Source organism: Asanoa sp. NPDC049475, assembly GCF_040676915.1.
GTDB lineage: Bacteria > Actinomycetota > Actinomycetes > Mycobacteriales > Micromonosporaceae > Asanoa.
The window spans coordinates 727,049-746,436 of record NZ_JBFAPY010000005.1 but is presented as its reverse complement, the minus strand read 5'-3'; the positions used below and the strand labels follow the sequence as shown (position 1 = coordinate 746,436).

The following is a 19,388-nucleotide window of genomic DNA, read 5'->3' as shown; positions in this document are numbered from 1 at the left end:
TGTGATTACCGCCACTAAACAGAATGGCTGCTCTGTTTGTGCGTGCCTCGCTAGGCTCGAAAGCGACACGTCCAGGAGTCTGCTGTGATCGACACTGACGAACTGCTCAGACGGAACGCCGCGTTCGCCGCGGGCGACGCGTTCGAGGACGTCCCACTCCGCTCGACCGGCGGCCTGCGCGTCATCGGCTGCGTAGACCCGCGGGTCGATCCCGCCCACGTCCTCGGCCTCCGCAACGGCGACGCCGTGGTCATGCGCAACGTCGGCGGCCGCGTCACCCCTGGCGCCCTGCGCTCGTGTGCGATGCTGGCGAAGGTCGCCCAGGCGCGCGCCGCCGGGCAGCCCCGGGGCGGCGGGCAGCTGGTCGTCCTCCACCACACCGACTGCGGGATCACGGATCTGGACGCCTTCCCGGATCTGCTTGCCGACTACTTCGAGATCCCGGCCGCCGACCTGCCCACGAAGGCCGTCCTCGACCCGTACGCGTCGGTCAGGCTCGACGTGGACCTCCTGAGGCGGGCGATGCCGCCCGGCATCCCGGTGTCCGGGCTGGTGTACGACGTCCACACAGGACTTGTCGAGGTCGTCGTCCCCACCGTCCAGCCCGAGGAGTGATCCGCATGGCACAGCTGCGCATCTCGAAGGAGTCGCCGTCGTTCTGGCGCGCCGCGTTCGACAACCCACCCGTCAACGTCTTCGGCGCACAACTGGTCATCGAGATGCGCGCCCTGCTCGACGCCGCGCAGAACGACCCGGACCTGGCGGTGATCGTCTTCGAGAGTGCGATCCCGGACTACTTCATCGCGCACTGGGACCTCGCCGACGACCTTTCGCTCCTGGCGGACCAACCGCCACCGCCGACCGGGCAGCAGCCGTTCGTCGACATCTGCGTGCGCGTGAGCAAGCTGCCCGTCCTGACCATCAGCAAGATCCGCGGCCGGGCGCGCGGCGCGGGCAGCGAGTTCCTGCTGGCGACCGACATCCGCTTCGCCAGCCGGGAGCGCACCCTGATCGGCCAGTTCGAGATGGGTGCCGGCAGCGTCCCGCCGGGCGGAGGTGCGCCGGCGCGCCTGCCGCGCCTCGTGGGTCGCGGCCGCGCCCTGGAGATCCTGGCCGGCGCCGACGACTTCGACGGCGACCTCGCCGAGCGCTACGGCTACGTCAACCGAGCCGTACCCGACGCCGACCTGGACGCCTTCGTCACCGCGTTCGCCCGCCGCGTCGCGACGTTCGACCGCCGGACGCTGGCAGAGCTCAAGGGCTGGGTCGACGCCATCACCCTGCCCGACGACGACGAGTTCCCGCCCCAGTCCGCCGCCTTCGCGGACCGGCTCGGTGGCCCGCGCTACCAGGCCTGGGCCGAGCACGCCTTCGCCGCCGGCCTGCAACAGCCGGGCGACCTCGAGGCACGCCTGGGCGCCCGTTCCGTCGAGTACTGACGCCCGACCCCGAAGATCGGTCAATCAGAACTAATCACGTCACGGGTACGAGGAGCGTTCTCAGACATCGATACTCTTCCACTCATGAATTCACGCTCGATGAGTGGTTGGGGGCCGTCTTGGCAGTGAGTTCCACGTCCGTCACGCGCGCTGTGCGCAGCGCGCTGGTCACCACGACCGTGGCGATCGTGACGCTGGTCAGCGTCACCGGGCCGGCTTCGGCCGCGTCCAAGCCCGGGCCGGGTGGTGGCGCCGTCGACGAGCTCCAGGTTCGTCAACGGCCGTTGGTCGATGCCGCCACGAGACTTCGTGCGGTCGTCGACGAGGACCGGTCCAACTTCGCCGGGATCGAGCTCGTCGGCTCGACCGAGCTCCGCCTCTACTGGAAGGGCACGCCGCCGACCGCGGTCGGCACGGTCGTCAAGCAGCTCCGGCAGAGCGTCCCGGTCAAGGTCCTGCCCGCGGCGTACGCGTTGCGTGAGCTCAAGGCCGAGGCCACGCGACTCGTCTCCACAGGCACCACGTCCGGCGTCGTCCTGGCGGCGCCGCTCGCCGACGGCAGCGGCCTGCGGGTCCGGGTCACGTCGACCGCCAGGCTGGCGGCGGCGCGCTCGATGACCGCCGTCCCGGCGTCGCTGGAGGTCGGCGGCGCGCCCGTCTCGACCGGCCGGTGGGCCGACACCGTGCCGTTCTGGGGCGGCTCGACCATCGAGCGGCCCGTCGGCACCAACACCGTCGCCCGCTGCACCACCGCGTTCGCGGGTCGGCGCAACAACCAGAACGTGCTGCTCACCGCCGGGCACTGCGGCTCGACCGGCAACGCGTTCACCACGCCGAGCGGCACCTACTTCCCGAAGATCGCGGTCGGCACCGCCAACTACAAGAAGGCCGACCTGGAGGCACTGTTCATCCCCGTGTCGGACCACCGGGGCCGGATCTACGACGGCGGGGTCGACCCGACCGGACAGGGCATCGGCGAGTTCTCCAAGGGCGTCGCCGGCTGGTCGCCGCCCGAGGTCGGTCAGTACATCTGCCAGTCCGGCAGCTACTCCGGCGTCCGCTGCAGCATCCGCATCACGCTGAAGTGGGTCACGTACGCCCTCGACGCCGGCACCATCGTCACCAACGGTGTCGAGGCACAGCGCGACGACCAGGCCAACGCGGTCGGCAAGGGCGACAGCGGTGGACCCGTCTTCCGGCTGCACAGTGACCCGAACCGGGTCATCGCCCTAGGCGTGCAGTCGGCCGCGGACCCGTCCAAGACGACCACCTGCACCGGCATCGCGACCACGTGCTTCTGGCGACTGTACTTCGCCGACATGACCCAGATCGTGGGTCACACCGGGTTCACCATCACGGTCGGCTGACAGCCTCTCTCCACATAGGACCGGTCCGGCGGAGCGGTGCGCGCTCCGCCGGACTAGTCGATCCGCACCGAACCGGAGATCGACGCGACCAGGCCGGGGTCGGCCGAGACCACCTCGACCACGATGTCGCGATCCGGAACCACCGCCAGCCACCGGGCGCGGCCGTCCGGCAGGGTGTCCGCTCCGGTGCGCACGGACACTCCCCCGATCTCGGCCGGCGTCGCGGCCGCCGCGTTCGCGGGATCCGCGGACAGGTCCGACTCGCGCAGCGCCACGAAGCTGACCTTCGGCTCCGGGCTGAGCGCACAGGTCGGCACGTTGCCGGGATCGAGCACGTAGGTGTCGGCCACCGGGGTGCCGCATTCCAGCCGGTTCTTCGGCCAGGCCGCGGGCACCACGACGCTGACGCCGTCCTTGCTGATCTCCCGGCCGGCGTCCGTGAGCCGCTCACCCGAGCCCGAACCCGAACCGGCGCGAATCCACCAGACCACGCCGACGACGAACGCCACGGCGACCGCCGCAGCGGCCGACACCACGAGAGCGCGCCTCTTCATCCCACCCGACCCGGCATAGACCGTCTCTGATTTCCGCGACCTCCGCACCGTACCGGTTGGACGCGCCCGAGGCTCCTCAGGCCGGCACGAGCTCCGGGGTCCACGGGTCGCGGCCCGTCAGCAGGGGCGACGAGATCACGAAGTCGGCCGTCGCGCGGTTGCACGCGACCGGGATGTTGGACAGGACCGCGAGCCGCAGGAGGGCGCGCACGTCGGGTTCGTGGGGTTGAGCGGCCAACGGGTCCCAGAAGAAGATCAGCAGGTCCACGTCGCCTTCGGCGATCCGTGAGCCGATCTGTTGGTCACCGCCGTGCGGGCCGCTGCGCAGCCGGGTGACGGAGAGCCCGACTTCCGCCACGAGCAGGCCGCCGGTCGTACCCGTGGCGAAGAGCCGGTGCTCGGACAGCGTCCTGCGGTTGAACCGTGCCCAGTCGACCATGTCCTGCTTACAACTGTCGTGCGCGACGAGCGCGATACCGCTGCGCGACTGCATGGCGTCCCCTTCCCTCGTCCACCAGCGTCACGCCGTGACGTTTCGGGGTCGTATCGGTGGCATAAATTCCTGGATAGGTGATTTGACCCACAACGTCCGCGCGGCGGGCGCGGCAGGAGAAAAGCCGGGCGGGTTGGTTAGCGTTGCCTTTCCTGAATTAGCCGAGCCTTACCTATTGATTGGCGCATCAGCCGCCCCAGACGCCATTTCCCGCCCAATCATCCGCATTCAAATAAAACGGCTTTGACCTGCGGATATGCTCGCGGATTCGAGGCGGCACGGTGCGTTGCGAGGGTGTGCCCAGCCATTTGTTGATACCGTTGATCGCACCCCGAATCATGGGCGCGAACAATGGAGAAAAACGGAGGACGTCACATGAGAACCCTCTTGCAGATGCCAGCCGTTCGCGAATGCGCCGCCACCGCTTGCAGCTTCAACGACGGGGGCTGCCACGCGCCGGCCGTGACCGTCGCCTCCGCCGGCGACTCCGCCTCGTGCGCGACCTTCGTCGAGTCCTCGGTGCGCGGCGGCATCGCCGACGTCACGGGCACGGTCGGAGCCTGCGCGCGCACGCAGTGTGTGCACAACACCAACCTGGCGTGCACGGCGAAGTCGGTGAAGATCGGTCCTGGGGCCACGGCGAGCGACTGCCTGACCTACCAACCGGCCTGACCAGGGACGGCCTCCTTCCCATCGGGAGTTAGGCAAGGCTAAGCTTGCAGCCAGCCTGACCCCGACGAAGGAGGCCGCATGGCGCCCGACGCCAGCCGCATGTCGGACGGCGTCCCCGCCGACGACGCGGTCGCCGCACGGTCCGTCCTCGCGCTGTCCAGCTCGCTGCTGCTGCACACGGGCGACACGGTCACCGAGCTCATGGCCGCCCACGCCGTGCTCCCCGACGGCTCGGTGGCGCTCGCGGTCGACGCCATGACCCCGCTCGGGGGCGGTCTCGTCGCGGCCCGCGGCCGACGCGACGGCGTGCGACTCCAGCTGACCTCGGTGGTGCCGGTTCGCGTGCGGTGCCGGGTACGTGCCCGCCTGACCGTCACGGGCACCGTGCGAGCGCTGGACCCGGCGTCCCTGGACGACTGTGACGCCGAGACCGTCGCGTCGCTGCTCGACCTGCCGCCGGTCGCGCTCTGGGCGGTCGAGCCGGTCGGCGTGCACCTCGAGCGCCATTCGACCGCCGGGGACGTTCCCCTGCCGGCCTATCGCGCCGCACGGCCCGATCCCGTCGCCGCCGTCGAGTCCAGGTTCCTGCACGAGCTCGTCGGGCCGGACGGCCTGGGCGTCGAGCACCTGAGCCTGCCGGCCGGCTGGCGCCCGGCGCACGCCCGGCTCGCACCGGTGGCGATCGACGCCGACGGGCTGACCGTCCGGGCCGAGAGACGGCAGGACCACCAGGACGTGCGCCTGCCGTTCACGTCCCGGGTCGCCACGGAGGACGAGCTGTCTCGCGAGCTGGCCGCCCTGGCCTCCACCGACGCGGCTCAGGCCTAGACGAGTAGGTCCTACCTACCGCCGGGCTGTGCGTGAATTGACTGGCTCGGACCGCCGAGGCGGGTTGGTCGGTCGGGCTATGGCGGGGGTGCGTCGTGACCGGGGTGGTTGTTGGCGGCGCGGGCCATGATCGGGTGTGGTTGGTCTGGTCTCGGACGAGGCTGGGCCTTGATCGGGTGTGGCTGGTCTGGTCCTGGGACGGCGTGTCGACCAGATCTGGCGCACACGATCAACGTTTCGGCCCTGGATCTTCCAGATAGCTCACGCACGATCACGGCCCACCGCTGACGGCCCACTGCTACGGGCCCTGGCAGGCCTGCAACGTAGGGTCGTTAGGACGTGCTCGTCCAGGTCTGGCCTAGCGGCCGAAGCGGCGGCGGAGCACGTCCGTGGCCGTGCCCCACAGGCCGCGGCGGAAGACCAGCACGACCACCACGAACAGCCCGCCCGTGACCAGGCCGACCGCTTCGAAGCCCGAGAACGAGAGCCAGTCCTCCAGCCGCACCAGCAGGCCCGCGCCCAGCACCCCGCCCCACAGCGTGCCGATGCCGCCCAGGACGACCATCACCACGGCCTTGCCCGAGGTGGTCCAGTGGAGCGTGTCGAGGGTGACGAAACGGTGTGCCATCGCGAACAGGCCTCCCCCCAGGCCCGCGATGAAGGCCGACAGCACGAACGCCAGCAGCTTGTAGCGATGCACCGGGTAACCCAGCGCCCGAGCCCGCGCCGGGTTGTCGCGGATGCCCACCAGCACCCGGCCGAACGGCGAGTTGACGATCCGCCACGCCGCCCACAGGCCGAGCAGCACCACCGGCAGCGCCGCGTAGTAGAAGTAGTACGCGTCGGTCAGGTCCAGGCCCAGCAACTCCCGGGGCACGCTCTGCAGGCCGTTCTCGCCGCCGGTCAGGCCGCGCCGGTTGTTGGCGATGTAGTAGATCATCTGGGCGAAGGCCAGCGTCACCATCGCGAAGTAGATGCCGGTGCGCTTGACCGCCAGGTAGCCGATCGGCACGGCCAGCACCGCCGCGATCAGCGCGCCCGACAGCACCGCGACCGGGAACGGCGCGCCTAGGTGGATGGCGACGAGGCCCGTTGCGTACGCGGACGTGCCCCAGAACGCCGCATGGCCGAACGAGAGCAGGCCGGTGTAGCCCAGCAGCAGGTCGACCGCCACCGCGAACAGCGCCCAGCAGAGCATGTCGACCGCGACGGCCGGATACAGCCCGTTGGGCAGCCAGAGCGCGACCGCCAGACCGCCGGTCAGCAAGGCCCAGCGCAGCCACCTGGGCGCCCCGGCGACCGCGCGCACCACCGACGGCGCGGGACGGGTCACGATGCTCATGCCGGTGCCTCCTCGCGCCCGAACAGGCCGGCCGGGCGCCAGAGCAGCACCACCGCCATGATGACGAAGACCGACGTCTGCGCCACGATCGGCCATCGGTCCAGATAGGACTCTCCCCAGGCCTGGACGAGGCCGATGCCGAAGCCCGCCGCCACCGAGCCGAAGATCGAGCCCAGGCCGCCGATCACCACGACCGCGAAGACCACGATGACCAGGTCGGCACCCATCAGGGGATTGACCGCGCGCATCGGGGCCGCCAGCACACCCGCGACGCCGGCCAGCGCGATGCCGAATCCGAACACCGGTGTCACCCACCGCCCGACGTCGATGCCGAGCGCCCGGCTCAGCTCCGGGCGCTCGGTCGCGGCCCGCACCACCATGCCGACCCGGGTGTGCCCGAGCAGCCACCAGACCGCGACACAGGCCACGACGGCGAAGGCCAGGACGAAGACGCGGTACGCCGGGAAGTCGAAGAGTCCGAAGTCGACGGTGCCGGCCAGGGCGGACGGGGTGGCGTACGGGCTGGACTGTGTCCCGTATCGCAGCTTGACCAGGTCCTGCAGCACCAGCGTGAGGCCGAAGGTGAGCAGGAAGTTGTAGAGCGGGTCCAGCCGCGCCAGCGGATGCACCAGCGCCCGCTCGACCGCCATCCCCGCAGCGCCCAGGACCAGGGGCACGACGAGCAGCGCCCACCAGAACGGGATGCCGAACTCGGTGAGCAGCAGGTAGGTGCCGACCGCGCCGAGCATGTAGAACGCCCCGTGGGCGAAGTTCACCACCCGCAGCATCCCGAAGATGACCGCGAGGCCGAGGGCGAGCAGGGCGAGAAACGCCCCGCTCACCAACCCGTCGAACGTGTGCTGCAGGAAAGCACTCATTGCGACCACTCGCTTCGCTCGCGGGCGCATGAGCGCGGCACACTGAGCTGACCGCGCTCGCTTCGCTCGCTCATAGCTTGCAGTCGGCCGAGGGAGTCCGGAACGCCTCCGCGGCCGGGATCGTCTTGAGGATCTTCACGTAGTCCCAGTCCTCGGTGACCTCGGCGGCCGGCTTCACCTGGGCCAGGTACGCGTCGTGGATGACCCGGTGATCCTCCGCCCGGATCTTTCCGTTGCGCAGGAACACGTCGTCGACGCTCTTTCCCTCGAGCTGCTTGACCACCGCGTCCGCGTCGTCGGTGCCGGCCGCCTGCACGGCTTCCAGGTATTGCAGTGCGGCCGAGTAGTTGGCCGCGTGCGCGAACGTCGGCCGCGACCCGGTCTCCTTCAGGAACCGGTCGGCGAACGCGCGGTTCTCGGCGTCGAAGTTCCAGTACCAGGCGTCCGTGTACGTGGTGCCGGCGAGCGCCGCCGGGGTCAGCGAGTGGATGTCGGTGAGGAACATCAGGCCGACCGACAGGCCGACGCCCTTCTCCCGCAGCTTGAACTCGTTGTACTGCTTGACCAGGTTGACCAGGTCGCCGCCGGCCTGCATGGTGCCGAGCACGTCCGGCTTCGGGTTCAGCGTCGGCGCCTTGAGCAGGAAGGTGGAGAAGTTGTCGTTCGGGAACGGCGTCGCGTCCTTGCCGACGATCGTGCCGCCCGCGCCGGTGACCGCGGTCGAGAAGCTCTTCTCCATGTCCTGCCCGAACGCGTAGTTCGGGTAGACGATGTACCAGTTCTTCGCACCCTGCTCGGTCACCGTCCTACCGGTGCCGTTGGCCAGCATGTACGTGTCGTACGCGTAATGGAACGTGTACCTGTTGCAGGACTTGCCCGTCAGGTCCGTGGTCGCGCCGCTGATGTTGAAGTAGAGCTTCTTCTTCTCCCTGGCCACGTCGGCCACCTTCAGCGCCGCCGACGACGTGGGCACGTCGAGGATCGTGTCGACGCCGAGCCGGTCGTACATCTCGGCGGCCTTGGTGTTGGCCACGTCCGGCTTGTTCTGGTGGTCGGCGGTCTCCACCGTGATGTCCTCGGTGATGGCGTCGCCGCCGTGCTTGGCCTTGAAGTCGGCGATCGCCATCTCCACGGCCTTCACCGAGTTGGTCCCGGACAGCGCCAGGTAGACACCCGACTGGTCGTTGAGCACCCCGAGCACGATCCGGTCACCGGAGAGCTTGCTGTCGCCCGAGCTCCGCGGTCCCCCTCCGCCGCAACCGGAGAGCAGGAGCGCGAGGGCACCGACCACCGCCGCACCAGCGCGTCTATCCATTGTGTCGCCTCCCAAAGGTCGAATCAGATGCCGAGGTACGCGAGCAGCTCGCCTTCGCGCTCGCGTACCTCCTCGTTGCGCAGGGTCTCAACCACCCGGCCCTCGGCGAGCAGGTGGTGGCGGTCGGCGACCCCGGTCGCGAAGCGCAGGTTCTGCTCGACCAGCAGCACCGCGGTGCCCTGGTCGCGGACCTGCCGGATGATGTCGCCGACGCGCGCGACCAGCAGCGGCGAGAGCCCCTCGGTCGGCTCGTCGCAGAGCAGCAGGCGCGCGCCCATCCGGAGCACCCGGGCCAGGGCCAGCATCTGCTGCTCGCCGCCGGAGAGCTGGGTCGCCGCGGAGTCCCGGCGCTCGTGCAGCACCGGGAAGTGCTCGTAGACCCGCGCCAGCGGCCACGGATCGGGTCCGACCGCGGGTGGCAGGGTGAGGTTCTCGGTGACGGTCAGCGAGGCGTACGCGCCGCGGTCGTCGGGCACCCAGCCCAGCCCGAGGCGGGCCCTCCGGTGCGGCGGCAGTGGCCCGAGGTCGCGCCCGTCGAGCGTGACCGTGCCGCGCTGGCCGGGGTGCAGGCCCATCAGGCAGCGCAGCAGCGTGGACTTGCCGGCACCGTTCCGCCCCACCAGCGTCACCACCTCGCCGGGTGCGACCGTGAGCGCCACGTCGCGCAGCACCGTGGCCTCGCCGTACCAGGCGCGAAGTCCCTCAACCCTCAGCATCAGCGGCCCCCAGGTACGCGGTGACCACGCGTTCGTCGGCCCGCATCTCGGCGTAGCCACCCTCGGCGAGGACCCGGCCGGCCTGGAGCACGGTGACCTGGTCGGCGAGCCGCCCGACGACGCTCATGTTGTGCTCGACCAGCACGACCGTGCGGCCGGCGCGGACCCGGTCGACGAGCTCGACGGTGCGGTCGACGTCCTCCAGGCCCATCCCGGCGGTCGGCTCGTCGAGCAGCAGCACGACCGGGTCGAGGGCCAGGGCGAGGGCCAGTTCGAGGGCGCGCTTGCGGCCGTACGGGAGGGCGGCCGCGGGCACGTCAGCCTCGTCCTCCAGGCCGACCATGGCGAGCAGCCCGTCGGCCCGCTCCCGGAAGCGGCCGAGCAGCTTCGCCGAGCGCCAGAACTGCCAGCCGAGCCGGCCCCGGCCCTGGAGGGCGAGCTCCACGTGCTCGCGGGCGGACAGCATCGGGAACAGGCTGGTGATCTGGAACGAGCGGGCCACGCCGAGGCCGGCGATCCGTTCCGGGGGCAGCCCGGTGATGTCGCGGCCACCCACCTCGATGCGCCCGGAGGTGGGCCGGAGAAATCCGGTCAAGAGGTTGAACAAGGTAGTCTTGCCCGCGCCGTTCGGGCCGACCAGCGCGTGCACGGTGCCGGCCGCGACGGCCAGGTCGACACCGTCGACCGCCCGGAACCCGCGAAAGTCGCGGGTCAGGGCGTGGGTGGCGAGCACCGTCTCGACCATCGCGCCTCCTGTCTGTGTCGCGTGCCACACCGCGGCGAGGTGCAAAACCTACGAGCGGATGGGTGTGGGTCGATATGTCGATGGCCCACACAAAACGACCCGAATCGATGGGACGAAGGTGGGGTTTCCCCTACCGACAGCGGCGCCACGGCGCGGGAGAATGGGCGGACGATGGAGTGGGAAGACCGGGTCGCGGCAGCACGCGAGGCGGGCCTGCGGGGTATCGAGCTCGCGGCACGCTCGCTCGGCGGCCTGCTCCTCTTCGTCGCCGCCGTGATCTCGATCGCCCTGTTGCCGCTCGGCGTCGGCCTGCTGCTGGCACCCCGCGCGCTCGCCGCCGTCCGGCGGTCCGCGGACGCCCAGCGCGAGCGCAGCCGGGCCTGGTCCGGGGTGCGGATCGACCGGCCGTATCGCGGCCCGGGTCACGGCCTGCGCCAGCTCACCGACCCGGCGGTGTGGCGTGACCTGCTCTGGCTCCTGCTGAACGTGCCCGTCGGCACCGCGATGGGCCTGGTGCCGGTCGTGCTGACCGCGTGGGCCGGCCTCGGGCTCGTGATCGCCCCGGTGGTGCTGACGGTCGGCTCGGAGCACCAGTTCTGGCCGGTTGCGGTGGGCATCGGCGTCCTCGCGGTGGCGGTCCTGATCGCCGGCGCGCCCGCCTTCCTCGACCTGCACGCGAAGTTCAGCGCCGCGCTGCTCAGCCCGCCCCGCTATGCCCTGGAGGCGCGGGTCGACCGCCTGGAGGTGACCCGGGCCGACGCGCTCGACTCGGGTGCCGCCGAGCTCCGTCGCATCGAGAAGGACCTGCACGACGGCGCCCAGGCGCGGATCGCGGCGCTCGGCATGACCATCGGCCTGGCCGAGCAGCTCGTCCGCACCGACCCAGCCAGGGCGGAGGCGCTGCTCGCCGAGGCCCGCGACACGAGTGGCCAGGCCCTCGCCGACCTGCGCCGGCTGGTTCGCGGCATCCACCCGCCGGTGCTGGCCGAACGCGGGCTCGTCGAGGCGGTCCGGGCACTCGCGGTCGTACTGCCGGTGCCGACCACGGTCTTCGCCGACCCCGGAGTGCGGGCGGCGGCGCCGGTCGAGGCCGCGCTCTACTTCGCGATCGCGGAGGCGCTGGCCAACGTCACCAAGCACAGCGGCGCGACACGCGCGTGGGTCAACCTGCGCGCCCGAGCCGAGAACCTGCTGGTCGAGGTCGGCGACGACGGCACGGGCGGCGCCGGCATCCCACCCGCCGGCGGCCTGGCCGGGGTGTGCAAGCGGCTGGGCGCGTTCGACGGCCGGCTGGCGGTGACCAGCCCGCCGGGCGGCCCGACGGTACTGGCGATGGAGGTTCCGTGCGGGTCGTGATCGGCGAGGACCAGACCCTGCTCCGCGACGGCCTGGCCCGGATCCTGACCGCGTACGGGGAGACGGTGGTGGCCGCGGCCGCCACGGCCCCGGAGCTGCGCACGGCCATCGCCGAGCTGTCGCCGGACGTCGCGATCGTCGACGTGCGGCTGCCACCGTCGTTCACCGACGAAGGGCTGCGGGTGGCGGCGCAGGCGCGGGCGCGTACCCCCGGCTTCCCGGTCCTGGTCCTCTCTCAGCATGTCGAGGTCCTCTACGCGCGCGAGCTGCTGTCGGACGGCCAGGGCGCTCTGGGCTATCTGTTGAAGGACCGGGTCGCGGACGTGGCCCGCTTCGTCGAGGCGGTCCGCATCGTGGCCGCCGGCGGCACGGTCCTCGACCCGGACGTGGTCGCGGACCTGCTGTCCCGGCGGGGCCAGGAGGAGACGATCGCGCGCCTGACGCCGCGCGAGCGCGAGGTGCTGCGGCTCATGGCCGAGGGCCGCGCCAACGCCGGCATCGCGAGCCGCCTCGGCGTGACCGAGAAGGCGGTCAACAAGCACATCAACAACATCTTCGGGAAACTGGGCCTCTACCCTGACCAGGACGACAACCGCCGCGTCCTGGCGGTGCTGAACTACCTGGAATCCCCTTCGGGCGAATGACCACCATGGACGTTCGGGCGGGCGTACGCTGAACGGCCGTGACCGATACCTATACCGTCGTGCGGTCGATCGAGATCGCGGCGCCGCCGGCCCGGATCTACGAGAAGATCGCGGATTTTCACAACTGGACACAGTGGTCGCCGTGGGAGGATGTCGACCCGGCGCTGCACCGCGAATATTCGGGCGCGCCGTCCGGACCCGGCGCGGCCTACTCGTGGTCGGGCAACCGGCAGGCCGGCGTCGGCCGCATGGAGATCGTGTCGGCCCAGGAACCGTCCGACGTGAAGATCGACCTGGCCTTCGAGAAGCCCTTCAAGTCGCGCAACGAGATCATCTTCCGCGTCGAGCCGGCCGCAGCCGGGTCGCGGGTCACGTGGACGATGATCGGACCGAAGAGCTTCGGCATCCGGCTGATGGGCCTTTTCAAGTCGATGGACCAGATGATCGGCCCGGACTTCGAGAAGGGCCTGGGCCGCCTGAAGTCCATCTCGGAAGCCGCCTGACACCGCGCGGAGGCAGCTCTGCCTCCGTGTTGTGAGCCGGGTCACGACGTGACACATACGGCGGAGCTGTGTCGTCCTCCGAGGGACCACCCACGGAGGGGAACCCCATGTTCGGCGCCTACGTCACCGTCACCATCGTCACCGCGGTCTTCACCGCGATCGCCGCCGTCACCTACTTCGCCGGCCACGCCTATCCCAAGGCGCAGCTGGACATGAAGCGCCTGCCGCACAGTTGGATGCCGATGCTGGGCACATGCCTCGCGGCGGGTTCCGTCGGGCTGTTGGTCGGGTTCGCCTGGGCGCCGCTGGGGATCCTCGCCTCGGTCGGCCTCGTCCTGTACTTCGTCGGTGCGCTCGTCGCCCACCTGCGCGTCGGGTCCCGGAATCTCGTCGGGTGGGGCGTCTTCTTCACGACCGTCGTGGCCAACCTGGTCGTGAGCCTGGCCTACCACGCCTGAGAGAGGCGTGCGCCGGCACCGCACAATGGCGGTCGTGTCTTGGTGGAACTCCGGCGGCACCTACTTCCTGTCCGTGTACGTCGCCCTGGCCGTGGCCGCCCTCGTGGTCTGCCTGGCGGCCCGGGCCGTCGTCTGGTTCTGGCCCGGCGGCGACCCGGGCCGGCGCAAGCCCGGCGCCGTCGACCTCGCATACCTGAAGGGTGGGTTCCATCTCGCGACCCTGACCTGCGCGGTCGGCCTGCACCGCAAAGGCGCCGTCAACCTCGGTCCGGCGTCGGTCCTCGACGTGACGGGTCCACTCCCGACCGGTGCGCCGCCGCTGATGGCCGCCATCCACAACCGGCTGCGGGAGCCGTCCAGCTGGCCCCGGGCGCTGGCCGACAGGACAGTGCGGGCCGCGGCCGCCGCGCTCCACGAGGAGCTCGTCCGCCGCGGACTGCTCTCGTCGCCCGAGCGGCGGCGGTGGTTCCAGGTGACCACCGCCCCGCTGTGGTCGGCCGCGGCGTTCGGCGTCGTCCGGCTGCTCTCGTTGGTCGGCACCAACCGCGCCGAGGCTGCCCGCGGCGCCACCGCCGGCGTCGTGGTGGTGACCGGCGCCTGCGCGGTCGTCGGCTGGTTGCTGTTGAGGGCTCCGTGGCCGACACCGGCGGGTCGGCGCGCGTTGCGGACGGCGGCGAGACGCGTCGATGCGAACCTCGACAGGTCGAGCGCACGGGAGCTGATGTGGGCGGTCGCGGTCCGTGGCTCGGCCGAGCTGTTGACCGCGCGCGCCCGGACGCGGGCGGCCGACCTGCGGTTCGCCGAGGCCGTCGGCGTCTGGTGGGTGCCGGCGGACCGGGCGCGCAAGCTGAGCTGGGTCTACGACGACTGGACCCCGTGGTGGGAGCTCAGCGATAGAGCCGGCGCTGGAGTGCGCCGATGACCGCCGCGTACGCCGAGCCCCCGATCCCGTTGCGGGCCAGTGCCGCGTGGGCCGCGTTGGAGCCCGGCCCGCCGTGCACCCCCCCGCCGGGATGGGCCGACGAGCTGGCCAGGTAGAGCCGGTCGATCGGCGTGTCAGCGCGACCGAGCCCGGGCACCGGTCGGAAGACCAGCTGCTGGTGCAGCGCGGCGGTGCCGCCGTTGATGGCGCCGCCGAACAGGCTCGGGTTGTTGTGCTGCAGGTCTCCGGGCAATTGGACGTGCCGCTCGATGATCGACTCCCGGAAGCCGGGCGCGTGCCGCTCGATCATCTCCTCCATCCGCTCCGCCTGCGCGCGCATCAGGTCGGTGTCGCCGGCCACCCGCTGCGGCACGTGCGTGTAGGCCCACAGTGACTCGGTGCCCGCCGGCGACCGGGTGGGGTCGGTGGTCGTCATCTGCCCGACCAGGACGAACGGCTGGTCCGGGACCTCACCGCGAGCCAGCGCGGTGCTGTAGGCGGTGAGCCCGCCCAGGTCGCCCAGGTGGACGGTGCCGGCCCGGCGCGCACCGGCCGCGGTCCAGGGAAGCGGTGCCGAGAGCGCCCAGTCCACCTTTATCGTGCTGTTGTCCCACTGGAACCGCCGCAGGTGCCGCGTGAACGCCGCCGGCAACGCGTCCAGCCCGACCAACCGCGAGTAGAGGGCGGGCGCCGGGACGTCGGCCAGCACGGCTCGCCGGGCCCGTACCCGTTCACCGTGGGTGTCCTCGACCCCCACCGCGGTCGCGCGGGCGTGCAGCACCTTGGCGACCGGCCGGCCGTACTCGACGGTCCCGCCACTGGCTGACAGCCGGCGCAGCAGTGCCGACACCAACCGGCCGGCGCCGCCCTCCGGCACCGGAAAACCGACGGACTGGCCGAGCATGGCGAGCAGCCATCCGTACAGGGCACTGCCCGACTGTTCCGGCCCGAGGTCGGTGTGCAGGGCATTCCCGGCGAACAGCAACCGCGCGCCCTCGCCGTGGAACATCTCCCGGCCGAACTCGCGCACCGGGAGCACCGAGAGCCGCGCGAAGTCCAGTGCGCCGGCCGGTCCGAGCCGGGCCGCCAGCCGCACGCCCGCGCGTACCGGTGGGAACGGCCGCAGGATCGCGTCGAGGAAGGGCTCGCCGATCCGCTGCCAGCGCCGCACCTCGGCCGTCCACGCCTCCGCGTCGCGCTGGTCGAACGTGGCCACCGAGGCCGCGGTCTCTTCCACGTCCCGGGACAGCACCGCGCACCGGTCGTCGGGCAGCACGTGCGCGAGCACCGCCGGCGCCTCGCGCCAGGCCAGCCCGTGTGACTCCAGGTCGAGCCCCCGCAGCACCGGCGACGCGGCACCCAGCGGATAGAACGCGCTGTAGACGTCGTGGTGGAAGCCGGGCGCGGTGAGCTCGGCGGTCCGCACGGCCCCGCCGGCCGTGTCGGTCGCTTCCAGGACCAGCACCTCCCACCCGGCGTCCGCCAGCAGGTTGGCGGCGACCAGACCGTTGTGCCCCGCCCCGATGACCACCGCGTCGACTGTTCGCACCGCTTCGCCGCCCTCCCGCTCGGGACCTGCCCTGAACCTACCCACATCTGTCGGTCCGATACGTAATCTGATGACGGGTTTGCACAGCCCGGCTCGGGGAAGGAACGCAGGCGTGAGCGAGACGCAGAAGGTCATCGACACCACGCCCGAGCGCGTCTTCGCTGTGCTCGCCGACGGCTGGAGCTACGCGAGCTGGGTCGTCGGCGCGGCGCACATCCGCGACGTCGAGGGCGAATGGCCCGCGGTCGGCAGCCGCATCCACCACAAGCTCGGTCCGTGGCCCGTCCAGATCAACGACCAGACGACGGTACGCGCGATGGAGCCGGACCGCCTCCTCGAGCTCGACGCGCGGATGTGGCCGATCGGCAAGGCGGTCGTCCGCGTCACGCTGGAGCCGGTCTCGGCCACGTCGACGCGCGTGACGATGACCGAGTCGATCGTCTCCGGCCCCGCCCACCTGCTGCCCGAGGCGGTGCAGTCGGTGCTGCTCCACCCCCGCAACTCCGAGGCCCTCGACCGCCTCGCCAACATCGCCGTGCACCGCGACTAACCTGTCCGGGTGACGGTCACCTGGCTGGCGGACACCCGCACCTCCTACGACACGGTCGCCGTGAGCTACGCCGAGCGCATGACCGGCTCGCTCGACGGGGTGCCGTACCTGACCGCGGCTCTGGCCCTGTTCGCCGACCTGGTGCGGCGGGCCGGCGGCGGGCCGGTCGCCGACGTGGGCTGCGGGCCGGGCCACGTCACCGCCCACCTCGCCGGCCTGGGCGTGGACGCGTTCGGCATCGACCTGTCGCCCGCGATGGTCGAGGTGGCCCGTCGCGACCACCCGAGTCTGCGGTTCGAGGTGGGCACGATGACCGCCCTGGACCTCGCGGACGCCGAGCTCGCCGGCCTGCTCGCCTTCTGGTCGCTGGTGCACGTGCCGGAGGCCGAGATGCCGGCGATCCTGCGCGAGCTCCACCGGGTCGTGCGGCCCGGCGGCCCGGTGCTGCTCGGCTTCCACGTCGGTGACAGCGCGAAGCACAAGACGGAGGGCTACGGCGGACACCCCATGAACGTGTACGTCTACCGCCGCCCCCTGGCCCGCGTCAGCGGCTGGCTGCGCGAGGCGGGCTTCACGGTCGAGGCGGAGCTGCTGCTCGGACCGGACGACGAGCTCCCGGGCGGCATCCTGTTCGCGAGCGCCTAGCGGGCGACGATCGGCACCGGCTCGACGGGAAACGACATGAATCGATTCAGAGCCTCGTCGGCTTTGCAGACGGTGACGCTGTCCCTATCGGGCTCGGCGGCGTTTGGTTTCGCTGGACTGGCGCACCGCTAGTTCCGGCTGGAAGACCACGTGGCGGTGTTCGTGGCGGTCCGGGTCCGTGGACTCCTCCAGCAACAGCTGCGCGGCCGTGCGGCCCAGTTGTTCCCGTGGTTGCCGCACGGACGACAGCGGCACGGCGGCGCCGGCCGCGAACTCGATGTCGTCGTAGCCCACCAGCGCGATGTCGTCCGGCACCGCGAGGCCGTGGGCGGTCAACGCCTGCAACACCCCCAACGCCACCAGGTCGTTGGCGCAGAAAATGGCAGTCGGGCGGCGGGTCGACGGGAGCGTGACGATCTCGTCGGCGGCCTGGCGCCCCGCGGAGACCGAGAGCATCGGCGTCTCGACCACCAGCGGCGGCGGCAGGCCCTGCTCCGACAGGGCCGCCTCCGCCCCTAGACGGCGGTCTGTCACCTGGCGCAGGGCCATCGGGCCACCCACGAAGGCGATCCGGCGATGCCCCCGCTCGGCCAGGTGCTCCGCCGCGATCCGTCCTCCGAGCACGTCGTCGACCGCCACCGAGCACTGGTTGGCCAGGCCGGCGCCCCGGTCGACCAGGACCACCGGGATGCCGCGGGTGACGATGCGGTCCAGGCGGGGCTGTTTGCCGTCGCTGACCGGCGTGACCAGGATGCCCTGGACGCGCTGCTCCTCCAGGACGTCCAGGTGCCGGTGCTCGCGGGCCGCGTCGCCACCGCTGTTGCAGACCACCACCATGCCGCCGGCGCCCTCGACGATGGACTCCGCGCCGCGGACCACGTCGGTGAAGAACGGGTTCGAGACGTCCAGGACCACGATCGCCACCGTGCGGCTGCGGCCCGCGCGCAACTGCCGGGCCGAGTCGTTGCGGACGAAACCCAGCTCCTCGATCGCTTCCTGGACGCGCTTGCGAGTCTGCGGCGACACGATGTCGGGGCGGTTGAGGACGTTGCTCACCGTGCCGAGCGACACGCCCGCCCGCTGCGCGACCTCCTTGATGCTCGCCGCCATGGTGGATCAGCGTACGCGACCTTCTGAAACGTCTCATACCTTGACTCCCCCGGGCGGTGACGGATATCTTCGCCTGAAACGTTTCATCACGCACCGCGCGGCCCGCACGGAGGACCAGACATGACCGAGCTTGCCCCGTCCACCCGCAGCCGCGTGCTGGCGGCCTTGCGCGATCAGCGAGTCGAGACGGCCTCGTGGGCGTTCGGGAACTCCGGCACCCGGTTCAAGGTGTTCGCCCAGGAGGGCGTCCCGCGCGACCCGTACGAGAAGGTCTCCGATGCGGCCACCGTCCACCGCTTCACCGGCGTCGCGCCAACGGTCGCCCTGCACATCCCCTGGGACAAGGTGGACGACTACGCCGGCCTGGCCGCCTTCGCCAAGGAGCGCGGCATCGGGCTCGGTGCGATCAACTCCAACGTCTTCCAGGACGACGACTACAAGCTCGGCTCCGTCACCAACCCCGACCCGCGCATCCGGGCGAAGGCCGTCGCGCACCTGGTCGAGTGCGTGGACATCATGGACGCCACCGGATCCCGTGACCTCAAGCTCTGGTTCTCCGACGGCACCAACTACCCCGGCCAGGACAGCATCCGCGACCGCCAGGACCGGCTCGCGTCCGCGTTGTCGGCCGTCTACGACCGGCTCGGCGACCGCCAGCGGATGCTGCTCGAGTACAAGTTCTTCGAGCCCGCCTTCTACACGACCGACGTGCCGGACTGGGGCACCGCCTACGCGCACTGCCTGACCCTCGGCGACAAGGCCCAGGTGGTCATCGACACCGGACACCACGCACCGGGTACGAACATCGAGTTCATCGTCGCGATCCTGCTGCGGGCCGGGAAGCTCGGCGGGTTCGACTTCAACTCCCGGTTCTACGCCGACGACGACCTGATGGTCGGTGCCGCCGACCCGTTCCAGCTCTTCCGCATCATGTGCGAGATCGTCAGCGCCGACGCGCTCAAGCCGGAAGCGGGCATCGCGTTCATGCTCGACCAGTGCCACAACCTCGAGCCGAAGATCCAGGCCGTCATCCGCTCGGTGACGAACGTGCAGGAGGCCACGGCCAAGGCACTGCTGGTGGATGCTGACGCGCTGGCCGCCGCACAGCAGAATGGTGACGTGCTCGAAGCCAACGACGTGCTGATGGACGCCTATCACACCGACGTCCGGCCGCTGCTCCGCGACCTGCGCGCCGACCTGGGCCTCGACCCCGACCCGGTGGCCGCCTACAAGCGGTCCGGCTACTACGAGACCGTCAGGTCCGAGCGGGTCGGTGGCCAGGCCGCCGGATGGGGAGCCTGA

Annotated in this window: 22 protein-coding genes; 13 read left to right on the top strand and 9 right to left on the bottom strand. The window is 71.2% G+C overall.

Annotated elements, in window-relative coordinates; all coding sequences use genetic code 11:
- Positions 1-84: 84 nt before the first annotated feature.
- The 3 genes from AB0J88_RS23485 to AB0J88_RS23475 all read left to right on the top strand — a co-directional run bounded on the left by AB0J88_RS23485 (position 85) and on the right by AB0J88_RS23475 (position 2,806).
- Positions 85-615 (top strand): carbonic anhydrase, encoded by a 531-nt coding sequence (locus AB0J88_RS23485; protein ID WP_364358949.1) that lies wholly within the window; start codon positions 85-87, stop codon positions 613-615.
- 5 nt (positions 616-620) lie between these two features.
- Entirely contained in the window at positions 621-1,439 is an 819-nt protein-coding gene (locus AB0J88_RS23480; RefSeq protein ID WP_364358952.1) for an enoyl-CoA hydratase/isomerase family protein, read from the top strand.
- A 125-nt stretch (positions 1,440-1,564) separates the two neighbouring features.
- Positions 1,565-2,806, top strand: a complete 1,242-nt coding sequence (locus AB0J88_RS23475; protein WP_364358955.1) for a trypsin-like serine protease — start codon at positions 1,565-1,567, stop codon at positions 2,804-2,806.
- A gap of 53 nt (positions 2,807-2,859) precedes the next feature.
- On the opposite strand, the gene AB0J88_RS23470 is transcribed toward AB0J88_RS23475, so the two are convergent.
- Together AB0J88_RS23470 and AB0J88_RS23465 are read right to left on the bottom strand one after the other, a co-directional pair.
- Positions 2,860-3,360, bottom strand: coding sequence for a hypothetical protein (locus AB0J88_RS23470; protein WP_364358958.1), 501 nt, complete (start codon positions 3,358-3,360; stop codon positions 2,860-2,862).
- 76 nt (positions 3,361-3,436) lie between these two features.
- Positions 3,437-3,853, bottom strand: coding sequence for a methylglyoxal synthase (locus tag AB0J88_RS23465; RefSeq protein WP_364358961.1), 417 nt, complete (start codon positions 3,851-3,853; stop codon positions 3,437-3,439).
- Positions 3,854-4,228: 375 nt separating this feature from the next.
- On the opposite strand from AB0J88_RS23465, the gene AB0J88_RS23460 reads away from it, so the two are divergent.
- Complete coding sequence (locus AB0J88_RS23460; RefSeq protein ID WP_364358964.1) at positions 4,229-4,525, top strand: DUF1540 domain-containing protein; 297 nt, start codon at positions 4,229-4,231, stop codon at positions 4,523-4,525.
- Between the two features lie 78 nt (positions 4,526-4,603).
- Positions 4,604-5,353, top strand: coding sequence for a DUF2470 domain-containing protein (locus AB0J88_RS23455; RefSeq protein ID WP_364358967.1), 750 nt, complete (start codon positions 4,604-4,606; stop codon positions 5,351-5,353).
- Between the two features lie 358 nt (positions 5,354-5,711).
- Here the strand turns inward: AB0J88_RS23455 and AB0J88_RS23450 are convergent, their stop codons facing one another.
- The 5 genes from AB0J88_RS23450 to AB0J88_RS23430 all read right to left on the bottom strand — a co-directional run bounded on the left by AB0J88_RS23450 (position 5,712) and on the right by AB0J88_RS23430 (position 10,349).
- Positions 5,712-6,695 carry a branched-chain amino acid ABC transporter permease gene (locus tag AB0J88_RS23450; protein WP_364358970.1) on the bottom strand — a complete coding sequence of 328 codons (984 nt, stop codon included), beginning with the start codon at positions 6,693-6,695 and terminating at the stop codon, positions 5,712-5,714.
- Positions 6,692-7,573 (bottom strand): branched-chain amino acid ABC transporter permease, encoded by an 882-nt coding sequence (locus tag AB0J88_RS23445; protein WP_364358973.1) that lies wholly within the window; start codon positions 7,571-7,573, stop codon positions 6,692-6,694. The genes AB0J88_RS23450 and AB0J88_RS23445 overlap by 4 nt, the downstream gene beginning before the upstream one ends.
- A gap of 70 nt (positions 7,574-7,643) precedes the next feature.
- A complete protein-coding gene (locus tag AB0J88_RS23440) occupies positions 7,644-8,888 on the bottom strand; it encodes an ABC transporter substrate-binding protein (protein WP_364358976.1) in 1,245 nt (414 codons plus the stop codon).
- A gap of 23 nt (positions 8,889-8,911) precedes the next feature.
- Positions 8,912-9,604, bottom strand: a complete 693-nt coding sequence (locus AB0J88_RS23435; RefSeq protein ID WP_364358978.1) for an ABC transporter ATP-binding protein — start codon at positions 9,602-9,604, stop codon at positions 8,912-8,914.
- Entirely contained in the window at positions 9,591-10,349 is a 759-nt protein-coding gene (locus AB0J88_RS23430; protein WP_364358981.1) for an ABC transporter ATP-binding protein, read from the bottom strand. Before AB0J88_RS23430 ends, AB0J88_RS23435 begins: the two co-directional genes overlap by 14 nt.
- A gap of 171 nt (positions 10,350-10,520) precedes the next feature.
- Between AB0J88_RS23430 and AB0J88_RS23425 the strand changes: the two genes are divergently transcribed.
- From AB0J88_RS23425 to AB0J88_RS23405, 5 genes are all read left to right on the top strand, one after another.
- The gene (locus tag AB0J88_RS23425; RefSeq protein ID WP_364358984.1) at positions 10,521-11,705 is read left to right on the top strand and encodes a sensor domain-containing protein; all 1,185 of its coding nucleotides are present in this window, start codon (positions 10,521-10,523) and stop codon (positions 11,703-11,705) included.
- Positions 11,693-12,349 (top strand): response regulator transcription factor, encoded by a 657-nt coding sequence (locus tag AB0J88_RS23420; RefSeq protein ID WP_364358987.1) that lies wholly within the window; start codon positions 11,693-11,695, stop codon positions 12,347-12,349. Before AB0J88_RS23425 ends, AB0J88_RS23420 begins: the two co-directional genes overlap by 13 nt.
- Before the next feature lie 38 nt (positions 12,350-12,387).
- The gene (locus AB0J88_RS23415) at positions 12,388-12,852 is read left to right on the top strand and encodes an SRPBCC family protein (RefSeq protein WP_364358990.1); all 465 of its coding nucleotides are present in this window, start codon (positions 12,388-12,390) and stop codon (positions 12,850-12,852) included.
- 107 nt (positions 12,853-12,959) lie between these two features.
- Positions 12,960-13,310, top strand: a complete 351-nt coding sequence (locus tag AB0J88_RS23410) for a DoxX family protein (RefSeq protein ID WP_364358993.1) — start codon at positions 12,960-12,962, stop codon at positions 13,308-13,310.
- A gap of 34 nt (positions 13,311-13,344) precedes the next feature.
- The gene (locus AB0J88_RS23405; RefSeq protein ID WP_364358996.1) at positions 13,345-14,232 is read left to right on the top strand and encodes a TIGR04222 domain-containing membrane protein; all 888 of its coding nucleotides are present in this window, start codon (positions 13,345-13,347) and stop codon (positions 14,230-14,232) included.
- Here the strand turns inward: AB0J88_RS23405 and AB0J88_RS23400 are convergent.
- The gene (locus tag AB0J88_RS23400) at positions 14,198-15,781 is read right to left on the bottom strand and encodes an NAD(P)/FAD-dependent oxidoreductase (RefSeq protein ID WP_364358998.1); all 1,584 of its coding nucleotides are present in this window, start codon (positions 15,779-15,781) and stop codon (positions 14,198-14,200) included. The genes AB0J88_RS23405 and AB0J88_RS23400 overlap by 35 nt on opposite strands.
- Before the next feature lie 112 nt (positions 15,782-15,893).
- Here AB0J88_RS23400 and AB0J88_RS23395 point away from each other — a divergent pair, with 112 nt between their 5' ends.
- Both AB0J88_RS23395 and AB0J88_RS23390 read left to right on the top strand, forming a co-directional pair.
- Positions 15,894-16,331, top strand: a complete 438-nt coding sequence (locus AB0J88_RS23395; protein ID WP_364359001.1) for an SRPBCC family protein — start codon at positions 15,894-15,896, stop codon at positions 16,329-16,331.
- A gap of 9 nt (positions 16,332-16,340) precedes the next feature.
- Complete coding sequence (locus AB0J88_RS23390) at positions 16,341-16,976, top strand: class I SAM-dependent methyltransferase (RefSeq protein WP_364359004.1); 636 nt, start codon at positions 16,341-16,343, stop codon at positions 16,974-16,976.
- Positions 16,977-17,060: 84 nt separating this feature from the next.
- On the opposite strand, the gene AB0J88_RS23385 is transcribed toward AB0J88_RS23390, so the two are convergent.
- Entirely contained in the window at positions 17,061-18,086 is a 1,026-nt protein-coding gene (locus AB0J88_RS23385) for a LacI family DNA-binding transcriptional regulator (protein WP_364359007.1), read from the bottom strand.
- A gap of 120 nt (positions 18,087-18,206) precedes the next feature.
- On the opposite strand from AB0J88_RS23385, the gene rhaI reads away from it, so the two are divergent.
- Positions 18,207-19,388, top strand: coding sequence for an L-rhamnose isomerase (gene rhaI, locus AB0J88_RS23380; protein WP_364359010.1), 1,182 nt, complete (start codon positions 18,207-18,209; stop codon positions 19,386-19,388).

Excerpts from the sequence above, each read along its gene's own strand:
- AB0J88_RS23480 (WP_364358952.1), top strand. The coding sequence starts at position 621 with ATGGCACAGCTGCGCATCTCGAAGGAGTCGCCGTCGTTCTGGCGCGCC.
- AB0J88_RS23470 (WP_364358958.1), bottom strand. The coding sequence starts at position 3,360 with ATGAAGAGGCGCGCTCTCGTGGTGTCGGCCGCTGCGGCGGTCGCCGTG.
- AB0J88_RS23465 (WP_364358961.1), bottom strand. The coding sequence starts at position 3,853 with ATGCAGTCGCGCAGCGGTATCGCGCTCGTCGCGCACGACAGTTGTAAG.
- AB0J88_RS23460 (WP_364358964.1), top strand. The coding sequence starts at position 4,229 with ATGAGAACCCTCTTGCAGATGCCAGCCGTTCGCGAATGCGCCGCCACC.
- AB0J88_RS23455 (WP_364358967.1), top strand. The coding sequence starts at position 4,604 with ATGGCGCCCGACGCCAGCCGCATGTCGGACGGCGTCCCCGCCGACGAC.
- AB0J88_RS23450 (WP_364358970.1), bottom strand. The coding sequence starts at position 6,695 with ATGAGCATCGTGACCCGTCCCGCGCCGTCGGTGGTGCGCGCGGTCGCC.
- AB0J88_RS23445 (WP_364358973.1), bottom strand. The coding sequence starts at position 7,573 with ATGAGTGCTTTCCTGCAGCACACGTTCGACGGGTTGGTGAGCGGGGCG.
- AB0J88_RS23440 (WP_364358976.1), bottom strand. The coding sequence starts at position 8,888 with ATGGATAGACGCGCTGGTGCGGCGGTGGTCGGTGCCCTCGCGCTCCTG.
- AB0J88_RS23435 (WP_364358978.1), bottom strand. The coding sequence starts at position 9,604 with ATGCTGAGGGTTGAGGGACTTCGCGCCTGGTACGGCGAGGCCACGGTG.
- AB0J88_RS23430 (WP_364358981.1), bottom strand. The coding sequence starts at position 10,349 with ATGGTCGAGACGGTGCTCGCCACCCACGCCCTGACCCGCGACTTTCGC.
- AB0J88_RS23425 (WP_364358984.1), top strand. The coding sequence starts at position 10,521 with ATGGAGTGGGAAGACCGGGTCGCGGCAGCACGCGAGGCGGGCCTGCGG.
- AB0J88_RS23410 (WP_364358993.1), top strand. The coding sequence starts at position 12,960 with ATGTTCGGCGCCTACGTCACCGTCACCATCGTCACCGCGGTCTTCACC.
- AB0J88_RS23385 (WP_364359007.1), bottom strand. The coding sequence starts at position 18,086 with ATGGCGGCGAGCATCAAGGAGGTCGCGCAGCGGGCGGGCGTGTCGCTC.
- rhaI (WP_364359010.1), top strand. The coding sequence starts at position 18,207 with ATGACCGAGCTTGCCCCGTCCACCCGCAGCCGCGTGCTGGCGGCCTTG.